We start from the raw sequence: 17,255 nt of genomic DNA, 5'->3' as shown, positions 1-17,255 counted from the left end.
CAACGAACCGTCAATGGTTTTGGCTGAGGATTTGGTCGTCCAAAGGGTCTGGCAATGCTGATTCGCAGCAAAAAGTACGGAGTTCGGGGTGGAGCGGCCAAGGCTGCCCCCGCTCGTCCGGCTGCGACCGCGCCCACCCTCCTTCTTGGCGGGCTTCTGCTTCTTATCGGCCCCTGAGGGCCGTCTGGGCGGTTTGCGCCTGGGCACTCAGGGGTTCGCGCGAGATCACCAGACCCTTCAGCGCCTAGAAAACGGCGCTACCACCCAAAAGGAACTTCAGAAATGACCACCGCCAACAAGTCCGAAAAGGACCGCGTCATCGTATTCGACACCACCCTGCGCGACGGCGAGCAGTGCCCGGGCGCGACCATGACGTTCGAGGAAAAGCTCGAGATCGCCGAGATGCTCGACGACATGGGCGTCGACGTCATCGAGGCCGGTTTTCCGATCACCTCCGAAGGCGACTTCCAGGCGGTCAGCGAGATCGCCCGCCGCTCCAAGAACGCCGTGATCGCCGGCCTGTCGCGCGCCCACCCCAAGGACATCGACCGCTGCGCCGAAGCGGTGAAGTTTGCCAAGCGTGGCCGCGTCCACACCGTGATCGCGACCTCGCCGCTGCATATGCGCGTCAAATTGAACATGACGCCGGAGCAGGTGGTGGAGCTCTCGATCGCCAACGTCACCCGCGCCCGCAACCAGGTCGACGACGTCGAATGGTCGGCCGAAGACGGCACCCGCAGCGAGATGGATTTTCTCTGCCGCATCGTCGAGGCCGTCATCAAGGCCGGCGCCACCACGGTTAACATCCCCGACACGGTCGGCTACACCGTGCCGGAGGAATACACCAGGTTCATGCGCACGCTGATCGAGCGGGTGCCGAATTCCGACAGGGCGGTGTTCTCCGTGCACTGCCATAACGACCTCGGCATGGCGGTGGCGAACTCGCTGGCCGGCATTGCCGGCGGCGCGCGGCAGATCGAATGCACCGTCAACGGCATCGGCGAGCGAGCGGGCAATGCCGCGCTGGAAGAAGTCGTGATGGCGATCAACGTCCGCAACGACGTGTTTCCGTGGTGGAACAAGATCGACACCACCATGCTGACGCGGGCCTCGAAACTCGTTTCGGCGGCGACCTCGTTCCCGGTGCAGTACAACAAGGCGATCGTCGGCCGCAACGCGTTCGCCCATGAAAGCGGCATCCATCAGGACGGCGTGCTGAAGGACGCATCGACCTACGAGATCATGCGGCCCGAAATGATCGGCCTGAAGAAGTCGTCGCTGGTGCTCGGCAAGCATTCGGGCCGCCATGCCTTCGTGCACAAGCTGGAGGAGATGGGTTACAAGCTCGGCGCCAACCAGCTGGAAGACGCCTTCGTGAGGATGAAGGCGCTGGCCGATCGCAAGAAGGACATCTATGACGAGGACATCGAGGCGCTGGTCGATCAGGAGATCGCGGCCTCGCATGACCGCATCAAGCTGGTCTCGCTGACGGTCATCGCCGGCACCCATGGACCGCAGCGTGCCACCATGAAGCTCGACGTCGAAGGCCAGATGAAGATCGAGGAAGCCGAAGGCAACGGCCCGGTGGATGCTGTGTTCAACTGCATCAAGGCGCTGGTGCCGCACGAGGCCAAGCTGGAGCTCTATCAGGTCCACGCGGTCACCGAGGGCACCGACGCGCAAGCCGAAGTGTCGGTACGGCTCGCCCATGAAGGCCGCTCGATGACGTCGAAGGGGGCCGATCCGGATACGCTGGTGGCGTCCGCAAAAGCCTATCTCGGCGCGCTCAACAAGATCGTCATGAAGCATCAGCGCGACAGGCCGGCGCAGGTGGCGGGCTGAACGGCGCAGCTTTCGCAGCGGCAGTTCGTAGGGTGGGCAAAGCGAAGCGTGCCCACCATCGCGAGCAGAGTGTGAGACGGTGGGCACAGCGCAAGCGCGCCTTTGCCCACCCTACGGCACCGTCTGACAAGGGGACGGACGCGATGGCAGAGCGGATTGCCGCATGTGCGTGCGGTGAGATCAGATTGACGGTTTCGGCCGATCCGTGGGCAGTGTTTATGTGTCACTGTCAGCAATGCCAGCGCCGAACGGGAAGCACCTACAGCGTTCATGCGTACTTCGAAAAGAGCCAAGTGTCGATTAAAGGGGTAGCTAGGAAGTACTCCCGTTCATCGGATGCTGGGCGCGCGGTGGACTTTTACTTCTGCACGGCGTGTGGCTCGACAGCGTATTGGCACCCTGAGCTTTGGCCCGACAGGATCGGAATTCCGGTGGGCTTATTCGCCGACCCGACATTTCCGCCACCCAAGGTCTCGACATACTTCGCACCGTCACCTTTGGGCCTCGATACCCGAAGACGTTACGCAGCGCTGATGGCTACAGCGCGAAGCTGGTGCAGCCACCGAGGCGGTGGCTTCACCGGCTTCGGCTCCGGCGGCTTGCCAAAACGATACGCTCGGCGAGCGGCTCAGCCTGCATGTCGAAGAGAGCTTCCATAATGCTTGAAGAAGTGATCAAGCTTCACAGGTTCGCCGGTATCTCGCCAGAAAAGTCTTTTACCGAGGCTGGCCGCCTGTGAGAGGCGATGGTGGCCGCCGATCAAAGTATGGTCATCCGTTGCTTTGGCGATGATTTCGCCAGCTTCGTCGATGATGACTTTCATGCGCTGCCTCCAAATGCAACGCCCCTCCAAGCGCAGCTGCGACGCTGCGCGATTGATCTAACCCTGCAGCGGCCCCGACGTTCCAATGCATGAAGGCCGCGGATTTCGTGTCGCCGCGTGCCACATCGCGCGGCCATTCCCTCCTGAGCCTGCCTTGGCCACCTTGCAAGGCAAGGGTTCCTTCACCTTGATCTAGGGAACACCCGAATTGGCGATAGTCGGGGCTCGCTTCGCGTTGAAAATAAGACCGCTGCTGCTGGGGGCCAAATGGAGATGTCCGATGGGTGTGGCAGGCTGGCGCTTCGCGCAAGTGAAGAGAACTCTCCGCGTTCGGGCAGCCCTCGTCGGCTTGCTGGAAGAGTTGCCGTTTATCTGCCCGGTGGTCGTAGCAGTCGGCTCGACGGTCATGATCGCGATCAAGCTCTGCAAGGATTTGCCGCAGTGAGGCGGCCCGACCCCAAGGCGCTCACGGCACGCCTTCGTGTCCGAGATGGTACATAATTTAGGGCGATATGATGAATTGCAAATATCTTCATACGGCGCGGTCGCGCGGTCCCCCCGCAGGGTCGCGCCCTCCATAGGACCCTGGCGAGCGATTGCGGAGGGAGGCCATCCTTCGGCTAGTATCTGCTGTCGCAGCAAAAGGGGACATCGGTCTGGACGGCGCGGAGGTCCGAAAGGACGCCATCTCCGACATCAGCTCTCCGGTACCCCGGCCATGCGCATACCCTCATAGATGCGTTCGCGTCCGGCGAGGTACACTGGATGGTTGCTTGGGGTGTTAGTGCGATACCGGCGGATAGTGTAACTCGGATTGAGTGCAAGGCCCGCCTGCGCTGTAGCCCGTGCTTCAACCAGCTCACCGACGAGCGCCAACGCAGCCGCGAGATTGAAATGCGCAGCGGGATAATTTCGGTTGGCCTCAAGGCTGCGGCGTAGCCAAACAAGCGCTTCGGCATCGGCGCCCTGCCAAAATTTGGCGAGGCCAACAAACATACTCCAGATATAGGCCTGTGTATCGCGGGGAGAGAGACGGGGCGCTTGCACCATATGAGCTTCGGTTTCCCCGCCCCGACCGAGATAAAACTTCGCAATCCCGATGCTCGCGTGCGAGCGGGCCAAATTCCAATCCAGCGTCAACTCTGCGATGCCTTGAGCCGCGCGGTTCGTAAAAATTTTCACGAGGCCCATGACGTCATGAGCCATGGGATGGTTCGGTGCCAAGGACAGCGCCTTTGCGAGGGCCGCCTCGGCTGCGGCGAGACGCTCTACCCCATCGTCGGACACCAAGTTGGCGCCAATTGCAAAATTGGCCCGAGCTGTGCCGACCAACGCCTCAACATTTCCCGGTTCGAGTGCCAAGGCCCGTTCATAGAAGTCGCGCGCTTGCATCATGTTGTCAGGTGCTCGACCCATGTTCAGCCAAGCGGCGCCTTGGAAACACAAGTCAGTCGCGTCGGGGTGGGGTGAGCGCTCCGCGCGACGTGCTTCCGCGGCAACGAGTTGAGTGTCGAGAGCGTTGGCGAGCCTCGATACGATTTCGTCCTGCATATCAAAAAGGTCGCCGACGGGCTTTTCGAAGCGCTCGGCCCACAGCTGATTGCCCGTTTCAGCGTCGACTAGCTGCACATTCACCCGGAGACGATTGCTGCCCCGCTGCACCGAGCCTTCAAGCACATAGCGGGACGTTCAGCTCGCGTCCCAGCTTCACTACGTCTACGGCCTTTCCCTTGAACGTGAATGCGGTGTTGCGCGCAATTATGAACGCGCCACTGATGCGCGACAGGTCCGTGGTCAGGGTCTCGGTCACACCATCGACGAAGTAGTCTTGCTCGGGATCACCGCTGAGGTTGACGAACGGCAGCACAACAATGGACAGGCGCGGCGCTGAATTTGGGGTCGGCTTCGTGTCGCGGCTATGCGCCGAGCTAACCGGCTCAACAGCGAGCCTCTGCGCTTCCTGCACTGTACCAACGAAGCGAAAGCCTTTGCGCGGCAACGTTTTGATTAGGCGCTGTTTATCACCTCCATCACCGATGGCGTTTCGAGCGACATTCAGACGGGTCGTCAATGCGGCATCGGAGACGACACGTCCCTTCCAAACTGCATTGATCAGGTCGTCCTTGCTGACGACCCGCTCCCTGTGACGGACCAGATATTCAAGCAGGTCAAATACCTGAGGCGCGACCGGCAGGACGTCCGCCCCGCGATAAAGTTCACGCCGGTCCGTGTCCAGTTCGAACTCCTCGAAGAGATAGCGCAAGCTCAACCCCCGATGGCTTCCGGGAATGTAGCACAGGCTGCAGCGCAGGGGCCGCAGGCCACTGGGCGGGCATTCGCCCGACCCGGTGGCTCGCAATGACGGAAAAAGGCACTCGGGAGGACCTCCCGCCGAAGCTCAACGAGCAGATCCTGCACGCCACGGGAAAAAAACCTGCGGAGCCTTTCGTTACGAGGAAAGCAGACATAGCGAAGCTTTATTGGACGTGGCTCTTACAGGTCCGGCACGATTGCCGGAACCGACGGCCAAAAGCCGACGCGGGTAGCGACTGAATATTGCAGCGCAGCAAAGCTGCGAAAAGGGCTCCTCCTAACGGGCAATGGCAATTCGGCTGGCTTCTCTGTATTGGTGCAACTGGCATACAAGCTTCGGAACCGAGCTGGCAGGCTCGGAAGAAATAAACGGGAGGATACATGCGCAAGCTGATATTGGCCGCGGCATCGATCGCGGCACTGACTCTGGCCGGACCCGCCGCGGCGCAATCGCCGATCGTGATCAAGTTCAGCCACGTGGTGGCGTCCAACACGCCGAAGGGACTGGCGGCGGACAAGTTCAAGGAACTCGCCGAAAAATACACCGGCGGCAAGGTCAAGGTCGAAGTCTATCCGAACTCGCAGCTCTACAAGGACAAGGAAGAACTCGAGGCGCTGCAGCTCGGCGCCGTGCAGATGCTCGCGCCCTCGAACTCGAAATTCGGCCCGATCGGCGTCAGGGAATTCGAGGTGTTCGATCTGCCCTACATCCTCCCCGACCTGAAGACGCTGCGCAAAGTCACCGACGGCCCGCTCGGCGCGAAGCTCCTGAAGCTGCTCGACTCCAAGGGGATGATCGGCCTCGCTTACTGGGATAACGGCTTCAAGCAAATGAGCGCCAACAAGAAGCTGTTGTCGCCCGCCGACTACAAGGGGCTGAAATTCCGCATCCAGTCCTCCAAGGTGCTGGAAGCCCAGTTCCGCACCCTCGGCGTGATTCCGCAGGTGATGGCGTTCTCGGAAGTCTACCAGTCGCTGCAGACCGGCGTGGTGGACGGTCAGGAGAACACATGGTCGAACATCTACACGCAGAAAATGCATGAGGTGCAGAAGTACATGATCAACACCAACCACGGCTATATCGGCTACGTGGTGGTCGTGAACAAGAAGTTCTGGGACGACCTGCCGGCGGACATTCGCGCCGCCTGCGACAAGGCCATGAAGGAAGCCACCGAATATGGCAACAGCCAGTCGGCCAAGGAAAATGAAGACGCGCTCGCCGAGATTAAGAAGACCGGCAAGAGCGAGATCGTGACACTGACGCCCGAGCAGGATGCGGCGATGCGCAAGGCGCTCGAGTCGGTTTACCAGGATGTCGCAAAGCGCGTCGGCCAGCCGCTGATCGACGAATTCCTGAAAGAGACGAGGGGCGCGACCAACTAGGTCGATGTTGATCGGGCTTCCGTGTCACGGCACGGAAGCCCTTCGCATTTTTGGGGCGAGCGGCGCGAGCCGTGCAGGATAGGGAAGGTGAGGGCTGTTCGAGGCCCGGCCTGAAGGGGGAACATTGATACTGCTTCGCATCCTCGACCGGCTTGAGGAAGTGCTGATCACGGTGCTGATCGCGGCCGCTACTCTGATCATCTTCGTCGCGGTGATGCATCGCTATCTGGTCGGCGTTCCCTTCCTCTACGACATCCTGTTTCCGATCAATCTGGCCTGGGCGCAGGAGGTTTGCATCTACATGTTCGTGTGGATGGCGAAGTTCGGCGCCGCCTACGGCGTGCGCACCGGCATCCATGTCGGCGTCGACGTGCTGGTGAACAAGCTCAATCCGCCGGTGCGCAAGGGCACGGTGCTGTTCGGCCTCTTGTGCGGCGCGCTGTTTACCGCGGTGGTGGGAACGATGGGCGCAAAGTTCGTCCATGGACTTTACTACACCGACCAGGTCTCGCCCGACCTCGAACTGCCGATATGGATCATCTATCTCTGTGTCCCGCTCGGCTCCTATTTGATGTGCTTCCGCTTCCTGCAGGTTGCCTGGAATTTCTGGCAGACCGGCCATCTGCCGCATCACGACGAAACCCAGGTTGAGGGCGTCGAAGTCGACGCGCCCGGGGTCGGCGCCGGGGGAATCGCCCGATGACCGCCGCGATGATCTTCGGGCTGCTCGTCGCGCTGATGCTGACGGGCATGCCGATCTCGATTTCGCTCGGCCTCACCGTGCTGACGTTCCTGTTCTTCTTCACGTCGGTGCCGATCGAATCGGTGGCGCTAAAACTGTTCACCGGCATCGAGAAGTTCGAGATCATGGCGATCCCGTTCTTCATCCTCGCCGGAAATTTTCTCACCCATGGCGGTGTCGCGCGAAGAATGATCGCGTTCGCGCGGACCATGATCGGCCATTGGCCCGGCGGCCTCGGCATTGCTGCCACCATGTCGGCGGCGCTGTTTTCGGCCGTATCGGGATCGTCGCCCGCGACGGTGGTTGCCATCGGCTCAATCATGCTGCCCGCCATGTTGGCGGTCGGCTACCCCCGGCGCTTTGCCGCCGGCGTGATCGTCACCGGCGGGGCGCTCGGCAATCTGATTCCGCCGTCGATCATCATGGTGATCTATTCGGTCGCAACCAGCGGCGCCGTTTACCTCGGCCCGAACGGCGAGAAGGTCGGCTCCGCCTCGGTCGGGCAGTTGTTCATGGCCGGGATGGTGCCGGGCGTGATCCTGGCAATCATGCTGTCCTCGACCACGTGGTATCGCGCGTGGAAGAACAACATCCCACGGGTCGAGAAAGCATCGTGGGGAGAGGCCTTCAAAGCCTTCACGGAATCGGCCTGGGGAGTTTCCCTCATCGTCGTGGTGCTGGGCGGCATCTATGCCGGCTGGTTCACGCCGACGGAAGCCGCCGCGATGAGCGCGGTCTACGCCTTCCTGATCGAGATGTTCATCTACAAGGACCTGAAGTGGAAGGACGTGCCAAAGGTCCTGCTCGTCTCCGCGAACATGAGCGCGATGATCCTCTACATCGTCACCAACGCGGTGTTGTTCTCGTTCCTGATGACGAGCGAGCAGATTCCGCAGGCGATGTCCAACTGGATCACCGGCAGCGGTATCAACTGGATCACCTTCCTGCTGGTGGTGAACCTGCTGCTGCTGCTGGCCGGCAACGTGATGGAACCGTCCTCGATCGTTCTGATCATGGCGCCGATCCTCTATCCGATCGCGGTCAAGCTCGGAATCCATCCGGTGCATTTCGGCATCATCATCGTGGTCAACATGGAGATCGGCATGTGCCATCCGCCGGTCGGACTAAATCTCTATGTCGCCTCCGGTATCGCCAAGATGGGCATCACCGAATTGTCGATTGCGGTGCTGCCGTGGCTGGCCACGCTGCTGGTCTTCCTCGGCCTGATCACCTACATCCCGGAATTGTCGCTGTGGCTGCCGCGATTGCTCGGGATGCTCTAGCTTTTCTGCATTGCGATGGATCGAATTGATCGACATTACATCTTGGTAAGGAGGCCTCGCTTTCCGATCGTTAAGTTGATTACCGATTGGCGCGGGCCCATCTTCAGGCAACCTTTTACAGGAGGTTCGCATGAGGAAGTTCGCCATCGCAGCCGTTGCGGTCCTTGCCATCGCCGGTTCGACCGCCGTATATGCCCAGCACCGTCATTGGGGCTACGGCCATTCGCGGATGAATCCGGAGGACAGGGCGGCCTATGCCGACGCGCGGATCGCGGCCGTCCATGCCGGCCTCAAGTTGACGGCTGACCAGGAAAAATTGTGGCCGCCGGTCGAGGCCGCGGTACGGGAGCTCGCCAAGCTGCGGATTGATCGCGCCAATGCGCGGATGAATTCCTCGCGGGACGATTCCAGCCAGAAGCCGGACGATCCGGTGACGCGCCTGCGCGACCGCGCCGACAACATGGCGACTACGGCAGCCGCCATGAAGAAGATCGCCGATGCGGCCGACCCGCTCTACAAGACGCTGGATGACGGCCAGAAGCGCCGGCTTGCCGTCCTGACCCGTATGGACCGTCGGTTCGGCGGCCGGGGAGGCTGGCACCACGACCATGGAATGGGCGGGGACCGCGATTTTGACCGCCATCGCGGCTACGACCGCAACCGGAATGACCGGGATGACGGGCCGAACCGGGGCGGCCCCGAGCGGCTCTGACGCGCCCGATCTCCGGGCCCGGCCCGGACACCGGCAGAAGCCGCTGAAATCCAGCGGCTTTTCGCCATTCCGGCTGTCAGCCAAAGCCCGGGAAAACTCGCTCCGGCTTGCTGGACATCCCGGGGTCGCTTTGCTAAACGACGCCCTCTTGCGAGGGCTTTCCGGACCAAGTTCCGGGCGCATAGCTCAGTTGGTAGAGCAGCTGACTCTTAATCAGCGGGTCCCAGGTTCGAGCCCTGGTGCGCCCACCAAGCCATCTCGATGAGAAATCAGCGCTTTTCCCAAAACTCACGCTGACCAAAACGGGAACGTGCGACGCTTTTTGTGATCGCACGTCGCACGCCGTACGACGATTTGACGGAGTTCTCTTAACGTTCTTGTCGAAGCTGTGAAGAAAGAAGCGGGGCGATGCGCCGTCGCGTCTCTTGGACCAGGTGCGTGGGCGATCGACGAGATGGCGTTCGTCATCACCGAGGATCCCGAATATTGCTACGTCAAGCACCGCAGCATCTTCGCACGGCTGCAAGCGGCCGCCGAAGAACATTCGGCCGGTCGGCGATCAGCCCTTCATCCCTTCCTTGCGTACCTGCAATTCGAGCCGGTCGATGCCGGCATCGGCGCGATCGGCATTGCGGGCGCGGTAGTGCTTCACGATGGTCTGCGCGCTTCGGTACGAGTGCCCGGTGATGTCGCAGATCGTCAACAGGTCGCAGCCGGCCCGATCGAGCAACATGACACAGGTATCGCGCAGGTCCTGGTCGCGTTTTTGGTCAAGTTCGCCGGCGCCATTGACGAACATCAGCGACGGGCACGGCTTCAGGCGCCATGCTCCGTCATCGCGATTGCTGTCGCGCGCCGCCTGCGCCTCCTGCCATTCCGCCAGCATACGCGCGCGCTGATCAACTGTGCGAGCGCGCTGCGCCTTGTTCTCTTCACTGAGCGGGAAAGACGCGAACAGCCCGTCGACAGTTCTGATCAGTTCGGTGGTCAATCGCTCAGCGCGGACGATTGCCTGGCGCGCGGTATCGCGCGCGAGAAAGCCGAACACGGCAACGGCGCGCGCGGTCGATACCCAATGGCGATAGGTGCTCTCGTCATAAGGCTCGCCATTGTCTTCGTTGACGACGAGTTCGAGCGGCACCGTCTCAAGTTGAAGCCGCAGCTTAAGCGCTTTTATGCGCGCGCGCGAAGCGATTAGTCGTGCGCTAAGTTGTGGCGCCTCCTTGATGTCGACGAGTTCACCAGTCTTGCTTTGCCGGAACGCATGCCGTCCCGCAACGTTGCTCTCGTCGCGCATAATCAAACGGTCGGTCTGGCGCTGCCCGGTGAATAGCGCGAGATAGAAGCTGTCGCCTATCGAGGCCCGTTCGATCGCATCGGCTGCGGCGACCCACGCGGAAAATTCCTGCATCGCGACCAGCACGATGCGGCCGTCCGGATGATCGAACTCCATGCCCTCTCGCGGGTTGGGTCCGAGGCGCCACAGGATGCTTTCCTGGCCCCAAGTGAATGCCGCTGACAGCGTCGCGATCATCGCCAGCGCCATATGATGGCCGCGTACCGATTTAGCATAGTTGTAGAACGCTCGGAGTTCCGGCTTGCCGATCGATGATGGCGTCGCGGTCGCCATCGCCTCGAGTTCGCGCGCGGGCTCGGCCACGCTCAGCATTCTGGCTGCGCGGATATCGGCACGCATCTTCGCAGCAGCCTCGCGCGTTTGCGGCCGATAGAGGACGGCGGAGATGCACTTGCAATAGGACGATTGCGAGGCGGCCGACAATGCCTTGAACTCAGCCGATTTGCTCCAGTCGTCCAGAAGATCCTCAATCGTGGTACGCTTCCGTACAGTAATCTTTTTGAGCAGTTTGCCAGCGCGCCGTGCCGCCTCGATTTCCGATCTTCGTTTGTCGGAAAAATCGGAGGCCTCTTTAAGGTTGAACCACGCGCCGACCGGGCGGCCCTTTTCATCGTGGGGAGGATGGCGCAGGTCAGCGTCGACAAAGCCGAGCGCCCTGGCGTAAGCGCCATGTGATGAGCGCGGACGACCGTCACGCCACTTCACATAGGGAAATTTCGGATCGGCCATAGAAAGCCTCGGTGCCGAAGAAAGTGAAGGCACCTATTGGAATCTAGCACGATCTTGAATGTCAAGCGCCAAGATGCCCATAGGCCGTTCGCAGCCGCTCGCGATGTTCTTCATCGCTTTCTGCCGGCGGTGGCGCGAATGTGTCATTAGCGATCGTCTTCGGGCGCATGGGATGATTCCGAGTCAGCCAGGCGTCGAAGCTAGTACGTTCCCATTTGAGCGGCCCGCGTTCGCTGATCGGCGCTGGCAGGCCGTCGCGCTCGTGCCGGATTTGGCGCGTGCGATAGAAAGTATCGAGTGAGACGCCTATCGCCATCGCAATCTCGATCGAAGAATAGGGCGGCACCAGCCTCTGTGGACTATTCGGCAGGCCCAAATGCATAACTCCGCAACTCCGCGTCACGCTTCCCTCCTTTGACCAAAGTCGATGGAAGATGGGAGCAGACAAGAACGAAGGTGAAAAGTGCACGCACCAGACCGTAGGGAATTCGGCTAATTTGGAGCGCAAATAGGATGCAAGCGGCGCTGTCGCGTCGCGCATTCGCGCGCCCGCTTTATGCGAACCTGCAACCAGACCGTTATGAGCGGTAGGATAAAGATTGCTACCGTTGATTTTCTTGAATTTTTGGTGCGTTCGTCGCGCTTCGTTGCGGTGGTTTCTGGCGCGAAACTGGTGCGGTGCGTAGCAAATCGAATCTGGAGTTAGAGTGCAAGGCGCGACCGATGCTGTTCGGTTTCACCTTTCGGACCTTTAAACTACGAATCTGGGGGTCAGGAGTTCGAATCTCTTCGGGCGCGCCATCTATCTTCTTCACATGTCGTCGGTTTTCAGAACGGCCTAAAATGCGCCCAGACTAAAATTTGCGTTTAGTCTGGGGTTTAGTCTGGGGAAATTTTTTACCGTCGAGCTCCGCCCGCTGCCTCTCCGTTCTGGATTGGAAGCGCGACCGCTCCCAATCCGCCTTTGTCTGCTTGGAGAGCTCAAACCGGGACGGCGTCAGGCCGTCAAGGCCGAAGCCGCGAAGCGGGGGCGCGATAGCGTCAGCCTTTACGGCCTGACGCCGGTCCGGTTCACTGTCGCCGGCAGCAAGCCGACCGCTGACGTCATCTGGCCGCATCGAGCTCGTGCTTCGGGCGCCATGCGACGGGATCGGCAATCCAGCGGTTGATGTCGGATTCATGCCAGCCGCTCCCGTTGACGCTGATCTTAATCTGCGACGGGAATGTGCCCTCGGCGATCTTGCGGTAGATGGTGGACCGGGACAGCCCGGTCCGGGAAAGAACGGTCCTCAAGCGGATGATACGCTCTGGTTCGCGCATGGCCGCGCTGTCTCCTGCTGGCTGTTTCTGACGGCTGCTGAGACCAGACAGGACAAGCAGTTGCAGGTGGGCAAGAGGGGTGTTCCACTCGTCGTGGTGTGGCGTAGAGACGGCGGCAGCTGGATGGATCAAATTCCGATTCCCCGGCCTCTGACGATGGCGATGCCGTGAGTGAAGGCCAATTCCTGGCCGAGCCGGCGGCCCGATTCGAACGCTATGCCGAGGTCTTTCTTGCGGTCGGCGAGGATAGATTCCAGTTGCGGATCGCGTTCGAGGCTTTTGCCATGTCGCCCATCGCCGAGCGCGCCGCCTTGTAGCCGGCGATGTCGCCCGCCTGATACTGACGCTGGCTGGTGTGGTCGAGCTTCTGCCAGCGTTCCACGAAACGGTCGGCGCGGCGGTTCGGATCGGTGCGCAGTTCGGTTTCGAGCTGGAGCGCGCGGACGGCGCGGGCGGAGTTGCCCGAAGCGGCCTCAAGGGCGAGTTCCGGGTTTGTCTTGTAGGCCGCTTCGGCGTCGTGCGAGCCATAGGGCCGCACCTCCTCGAAGAGCTTGCGGGCCTGCTGCAATTCCTTCACCTGCTCCGGGCTGGCCTTGCCGCTCTGGTCCTGCATATCGAAGATCGCATTCACGGCTCGGGCGTGACGGATGAGAGCCTTGGTGCGGGCCTTACGCATCGCCGCTTCCGGGTCTTCCACCGCCTTCCTTGCCGGCGCTTTCCGTTGCGGCCTCCGCGCGCCGCCTGTGCCAGGCACAGCTTCGGCAGACGGGCGCAGGCCATCGAACATGTTGCGCACCCTCTCGGGGCACCACCTTGCGCACAATCCCGGCCACACGCTCGCGGAAGGTGATCCCACGCCGCTCGGCAAAGCTCTGTGCCGGATCGCCGCGTTCGTAGTCCGATGCCATGTCCTTGGCCCGGTCGCGCGACAGGGTGCGGACAAGTCGGTCCTGACTGGCAAAATCGTCGCCGCCATAATGCAGGTCCCACGCCGTCGCGGTGCCGCGACAGGGCGACATAGGTGCCATAGGCGTCCATGCCCGGCGTCGCCAGCACATGGGTGCGGTCTACCGTCATGCCCTGGGCCTTGTGGATGGTTGCGGCATAACCATGGTCGATCCGATTATAATCCTTGAGGTCGAAGCGAACGGATCGGCCGTCGTCGATCTCCACGGTCATGGATTGCGCGCTGACCTGTTCGATGATTCCCAGCGTGCCGTTCTTCACGCCAAGGCTGCGTTCATTTTGCAGGAACATGACGCGGTCTCCGGAGGCGAAGTGGCGCTCGCCGCGCTCGACCGTCAGGTGCACCTCATCGCCCAGATTGCCGCCACTCCGCATTCGTTCGCGCGCCGCCTCGTTCAGCGCGCGCACCTCGTCGTTGGTGTGGGTGAGGATGAGATGATGTCGCGCTTCCCCCGGTGCGACACAACCCCTTGAAAGGGTCTCGGCCGCCGCTGGGACCCTTTCTCTGTGAGAATTTCAGCAATCGTTGCCTGACTTTGCCTTGGCACCCTGGGCTTCTTGGGCAGCGGTGGGCTGGCCCTGCATCTGGCGCTGCGCATCTTGACTCGATGCTGCCGTATTGCCGGCCGCCTGATTCATCGTCGCCGTGGGCGGGTGTTCGCCACTGCGCGCGTTGGGGCTGGCGGTGCCCGTGGTTGCTTGAGCCGTGTTGCCGGGCGTCGGGCCCGACCCCGCGTCTTTGTCTGCAGTCGTGTTGCACGGCCCCGCCAGCGAAATCCCTGTGCTAATTAGTAAAGCTGCGAAGCTTGTGAAGAGAATCGGTCTTACCGTCATGGCAGGCTCCATCGGCTGAGGTGGCTGACAAACCACCGCGAGGGGGGAGGTTCCTAACTTTCCCCTTCGAAAAGGGGGTTAGAACGCGACGCTTTCCGATCGTGCTGGGCGAACCCTAGGTCTGCGCGGCTGCGGGCGGGCGCTCGTTAAACGGAAGACTACGCAGGCGCATGTGTCCATTGGAACCGCTCCGACTGGTGGCGTGTTTAAGGATAGACCGTCCAATAGGAGAACGCCGTGAATAGAATAATTTTGTGGCTCGGGACAGCAACCCTGATGGCAATCTCGATTGCCAGCGCATCTGCGAAAGACAAGCCCAGTGAAGCATTCCTCAAGAAGGCCATCGAGGGCAATTTCGCTGAAGTCATCATGGGAGACCTTGCGCAGAAGAATGGCCAGAGCGATGGCGTCAAGTCGTATGGCAAAATGCTTTCCACAGACCACGCCGCCGCCAACCAGAAGGCTTTGGATGCTGCCAAGGACTTGGGGATGAACCCACCAACCGGACCTAATGCGAAGCAAAAAGCCGACTTCGATAAGATGTCGAAAATGTCCGGCGTAGGCTTTGACAAAATGTTTGCAACGCACATGGTCGCAGACCATCAAAAAGATATCGCCGAGTACAAGAAGGCGTCCAAGATCAAGGATGCTGCCGGAGAATATGCTTCAGGCCAGATCGATACGTTGCAGAAACATTTGGAGACCGCAAAATCGTTGAAACCCGGCAAGTAATTCCCGGCCAAGATTTCCTTGGCCAGGAGTCAAGCGTGCTCGCCTTCAATTGCGCCGGTGCCGATTAGCCATTCTCGGTCCTTTGCCAACAGCCGGTAACAGGCGGCGATATCATTGTACCTCTTCTTCAGCGTTTCGTTCGACGCTTCCGCAGCCAGTGCTTCGAATTCGGCCGCCTTCTCAAAATATTCCGCGACGCTACGCACCTTGCACTCGTCATTCCGGGGGTCGCAAACCGGGCGACTCCAGCCATTCGTCGATATGTCCGGCGGTCTCCGCCTGCCGGGCCTTACGTTCGAGGTCATGCCGCTCCGTGCCGGGCGGGAGTTTCTCAGCTTCCGCGCGTAAGTGTTGGGCCTCTTGGGCGAGGTCATCGGGAAAGGACATCACGTGTTTGAAACGGCGTCGCTGCATGGCGCTGCTCCATCCAAAGGATCGTACGGTGACGGGGAATATTTTGCGCCCCGCCAAGTGCGGGGGCCATAGGTTTATTTCGTTCCCTACAGGGAACTTTTCGGTTTCGGCCGGCCCAAGTTCTTCCGGACGGCGGCCGAGCCCGGAGAAGAAACCGGCCGCAGTTAAGACGTTCTCTATGGGTTCGTTCGACGTTCGTCGTAAAGGAACTGGGCCTCGGAACTCCCTTTGACAATCGGGAGTTCCATGATCCGGAACAACGGAGGCGAACCTCTATGCAAGCTGCCATCGATCGTGTGATGCAAACCTATGGCATGATGGTCAATCTCACACCGGAGCAGGAGGCCGAAGCCCGGCAGAAGGTCTCCAATTTCTTGGAAGAAAAGGTCGGAGACGAGCACAACTTGGCCGTCGAAGGCCTCAAATATTTACTTGGCCACGTTACAAAGCCCCGACGACGCTCACCTCAGCACCGCGTCCAATAGCTGCCGTGGCTCATAAGGCTTCATTAAAAAGTTGGTGTCGTGCGGGACGGAGGGCGCGCTGTGTCCGGAGACCATCACGACGTTGAGGTCCGGGAATTTGCGCTTGGCATACCGCGCAAGTTCGACGCCGGACATCCTTCCACCAAGCTGTATGTCGGTCACCAGCGCCCGGAGTTCAGTGCCTGTTGTAGCTAGTACAAGTTCCGCGACCTCTCCATTGGCACACTCCACCACCTCAAGCCCCTCGCTTTTCAGAAGGTCAGCCAGGCGCTCCCGCTGGAACGGATCGTCCTCCACAATGAGGGCCACGAAGTTCGACATCATTGCCTCCGGAAAAGAAACCAAGTCCCGGTGTTCGCAATGGTTGCTTCAGCGTTCGTAGGCGCCTTGCCTTCCTTGTCGGCGCTCCCGACGCCGCAAAGAGCTGGAGCCGCAATGGCGTCTATTAAGGCGCCACGCGATTCATACGCCGTGAGGCTTGGATTCGTTCCTAGGAATGCTTGAGTAGCTCTTGAGGATTTCGCGCTTCTTGTGAAAACGGCCCCAGTCCTGGGAGCAGAACACTGGGGGGCCGCCACTCCAATGCGCTAAGCCAGGGCGTGACGCCCTGCATGAACGCGACCGGTTACAGGTCCGTTCCTGGCGAAGCCGAGACGGCCACGTGAGCTGTTGGCTGCTTTTCGGGAGCCTTCGGAATACTGAATGTCATGGGGAAGGTGCCGGCCCGGCGAAAAAATTAGGCACGGGCGGCAACCTGTCAAGAGGCTCGGGGACCACCCACGGAGATGGTCCGGTCCGGCGAAAAGCCAACCCGTGGCGCCGGGGTACGACCTGCAATGGCGGCCTCCGGCGCTTCGGAAGTGTCGTGTCGGGCCTTCCTCACCCCGAGCGCGCGCCTCTATTCCACAAGGCGAAGGCTTCGTCTCCGGTTCATTCGATCGAGAGCGTGGACAACCTCATCTTTATCGAGTACGGCGATGAGCCGGTGCACTGTACGCGTGGCATCATGTGGGCCTGGCGCGATATATTCTCCGAAGATGCGCCTGGCATCTTCCATACCTTGCAATACCGTGTCCTGATCCGTGGTGTTCATGCGCCTCACGGTGGGATTTGGCATTAGGCAACAATTCCGCTCTAGCCGCACGCGCACGCTCGGTGGACCGCAACCGAACGGGTTTGCCTCCCGGCGGATTCCGGGGCTTGCCGTCGAATTCGCAAAGTGCGTCGAGGATCTCGTCAACAGTCACCGGCGCCTTCAGGCCATTGGGCGCTCGAAGGGCGGGGCACGAAGCGATAGCGGACGCATCTGAAGCCCAGGAA

The 17,255-nt window shown here is 60.8% G+C and carries 18 protein-coding genes, 1 tRNA gene and 2 pseudogenes; 11 read left to right on the top strand and 10 right to left on the bottom strand.

The features are described from left to right. The first annotated feature begins 282 nt into the window (after nt 1-282). Both IVB22_RS37890 and IVB22_RS37885 read left to right on the top strand, forming a co-directional pair. Nucleotides 283-1,842: a 2-isopropylmalate synthase gene (locus tag IVB22_RS37890; protein ID WP_247522239.1), complete on the top strand. Its 1,560-nt coding sequence runs from the start codon at nt 283-285 to the stop codon at nt 1,840-1,842. A gap of 143 nt (nt 1,843-1,985) precedes the next feature. Next, nucleotides 1,986-2,501: a GFA family protein gene (locus IVB22_RS37885; protein ID WP_308200500.1), complete on the top strand. Its 516-nt coding sequence runs from the start codon at nt 1,986-1,988 to the stop codon at nt 2,499-2,501. Here the strand turns inward: IVB22_RS37885 and IVB22_RS37880 are convergent. Next, nucleotides 2,471-2,665 (bottom strand): hypothetical protein, encoded by a 195-nt coding sequence (locus IVB22_RS37880; protein ID WP_247522238.1) that lies wholly within the window; start codon nt 2,663-2,665, stop codon nt 2,471-2,473. The two genes, IVB22_RS37885 and IVB22_RS37880, sit on opposite strands and share 31 nt — an antisense overlap. Before the next feature lie 280 nt (nt 2,666-2,945). Here IVB22_RS37880 and IVB22_RS37875 point away from each other — a divergent pair, with 280 nt between their 5' ends. After that, entirely contained in the window at nt 2,946-3,110 is a 165-nt protein-coding gene (locus IVB22_RS37875) for a hypothetical protein (protein WP_247522237.1), read from the top strand. Between the two features lie 251 nt (nt 3,111-3,361). Here IVB22_RS37875 and IVB22_RS37870 read toward each other — a convergent pair. After that, nucleotides 3,362-4,928: pseudogene (locus IVB22_RS37870) on the bottom strand (winged helix-turn-helix domain-containing tetratricopeptide repeat protein). 431 nt (nt 4,929-5,359) lie between these two features. On the opposite strand from IVB22_RS37870, the gene IVB22_RS37865 reads away from it, so the two are divergent. The 5 genes from IVB22_RS37865 to IVB22_RS37845 all read left to right on the top strand — a co-directional run bounded on the left by IVB22_RS37865 (nt 5,360) and on the right by IVB22_RS37845 (nt 9,349). Continuing rightward, entirely contained in the window at nt 5,360-6,361 is a 1,002-nt protein-coding gene (locus IVB22_RS37865) for a TRAP transporter substrate-binding protein (protein ID WP_247522236.1), read from the top strand. Nucleotides 6,362-6,488: 127 nt separating this feature from the next. Beyond that, entirely contained in the window at nt 6,489-7,064 is a 576-nt protein-coding gene (locus IVB22_RS37860) for a TRAP transporter small permease (protein WP_247522371.1), read from the top strand. Next, nucleotides 7,061-8,386, top strand: coding sequence for a TRAP transporter large permease (locus tag IVB22_RS37855; protein WP_247522235.1), 1,326 nt, complete (start codon nt 7,061-7,063; stop codon nt 8,384-8,386). Before IVB22_RS37860 ends, IVB22_RS37855 begins: the two co-directional genes overlap by 4 nt. A 130-nt stretch (nt 8,387-8,516) precedes the next feature. Further along, entirely contained in the window at nt 8,517-9,098 is a 582-nt protein-coding gene (locus IVB22_RS37850; RefSeq protein ID WP_247522234.1) for a Spy/CpxP family protein refolding chaperone, read from the top strand. Nucleotides 9,099-9,273: 175 nt separating this feature from the next. After that, nucleotides 9,274-9,349: transfer RNA gene (locus IVB22_RS37845), tRNA-Lys, on the top strand. 308 nt (nt 9,350-9,657) lie between these two features. Here IVB22_RS37845 and IVB22_RS37840 read toward each other — a convergent pair. From IVB22_RS37840 to IVB22_RS37820, 5 genes and pseudogenes are all read right to left on the bottom strand, one after another. Continuing rightward, nucleotides 9,658-11,184: a hypothetical protein gene (locus tag IVB22_RS37840; RefSeq protein WP_247522233.1), complete on the bottom strand. Its 1,527-nt coding sequence runs from the start codon at nt 11,182-11,184 to the stop codon at nt 9,658-9,660. Nucleotides 11,185-11,245: 61 nt separating this feature from the next. Further along, complete coding sequence (locus IVB22_RS37835) at nt 11,246-11,500, bottom strand: hypothetical protein (protein ID WP_247522232.1); 255 nt, start codon at nt 11,498-11,500, stop codon at nt 11,246-11,248. Between the two features lie 788 nt (nt 11,501-12,288). Then, on the bottom strand, nt 12,289-12,504 hold the full coding sequence (locus tag IVB22_RS37830) for an AlpA family transcriptional regulator (protein WP_247522370.1): 216 nt from the start codon (nt 12,502-12,504) through the stop codon (nt 12,289-12,291). A 128-nt stretch (nt 12,505-12,632) separates the two neighbouring features. Then, nucleotides 12,633-13,914, bottom strand: a pseudogene (locus tag IVB22_RS37825) (Ti-type conjugative transfer relaxase TraA); the annotation flags it as partial. A gap of 72 nt (nt 13,915-13,986) precedes the next feature. Beyond that, entirely contained in the window at nt 13,987-14,304 is a 318-nt protein-coding gene (locus IVB22_RS37820) for a hypothetical protein (RefSeq protein ID WP_247522231.1), read from the bottom strand. A gap of 237 nt (nt 14,305-14,541) precedes the next feature. On the opposite strand from IVB22_RS37820, the gene IVB22_RS37815 reads away from it, so the two are divergent. Further along, entirely contained in the window at nt 14,542-15,036 is a 495-nt protein-coding gene (locus IVB22_RS37815; RefSeq protein ID WP_247522230.1) for a DUF4142 domain-containing protein, read from the top strand. A 29-nt stretch (nt 15,037-15,065) separates the two neighbouring features. On the opposite strand, the gene IVB22_RS37810 is transcribed toward IVB22_RS37815, so the two are convergent. Both IVB22_RS37810 and IVB22_RS37805 read right to left on the bottom strand, forming a co-directional pair. Beyond that, on the bottom strand, nt 15,066-15,242 hold the full coding sequence (locus IVB22_RS37810; protein WP_247522229.1) for a hypothetical protein: 177 nt from the start codon (nt 15,240-15,242) through the stop codon (nt 15,066-15,068). 10 nt (nt 15,243-15,252) lie between these two features. Further along, nucleotides 15,253-15,450 (bottom strand): hypothetical protein, encoded by a 198-nt coding sequence (locus IVB22_RS37805; protein ID WP_247522228.1) that lies wholly within the window; start codon nt 15,448-15,450, stop codon nt 15,253-15,255. 275 nt (nt 15,451-15,725) lie between these two features. Between IVB22_RS37805 and IVB22_RS37800 the strand changes: the two genes are divergently transcribed. Continuing rightward, a complete protein-coding gene (locus IVB22_RS37800; RefSeq protein ID WP_247522227.1) occupies nt 15,726-15,935 on the top strand; it encodes a hypothetical protein in 210 nt (69 codons plus the stop codon). Here IVB22_RS37800 and IVB22_RS37795 read toward each other — a convergent pair. Then, the gene (locus IVB22_RS37795) at nt 15,912-16,256 is read right to left on the bottom strand and encodes a response regulator (protein WP_247522226.1); all 345 of its coding nucleotides are present in this window, start codon (nt 16,254-16,256) and stop codon (nt 15,912-15,914) included. The genes IVB22_RS37800 and IVB22_RS37795 overlap by 24 nt on opposite strands. A gap of 625 nt (nt 16,257-16,881) precedes the next feature. On the opposite strand from IVB22_RS37795, the gene IVB22_RS37790 reads away from it, so the two are divergent. Next, nucleotides 16,882-17,055 carry a hypothetical protein gene (locus tag IVB22_RS37790; protein ID WP_247522379.1) on the top strand — a complete coding sequence of 58 codons (174 nt, stop codon included), beginning with the start codon at nt 16,882-16,884 and terminating at the stop codon, nt 17,053-17,055. Nucleotides 17,056-17,255 lie beyond the last annotated feature (200 nt).

Origin of the sequence: Bradyrhizobium sp. 190 (genome assembly GCF_023073415.1) — a bacterium.
Taxonomy (GTDB): Bacteria; Pseudomonadota; Alphaproteobacteria; order Rhizobiales; family Xanthobacteraceae; genus Bradyrhizobium.
Note: the sequence above shows the minus strand (reverse complement) of the source record. Positions and strands in the feature narration are given on the sequence as shown.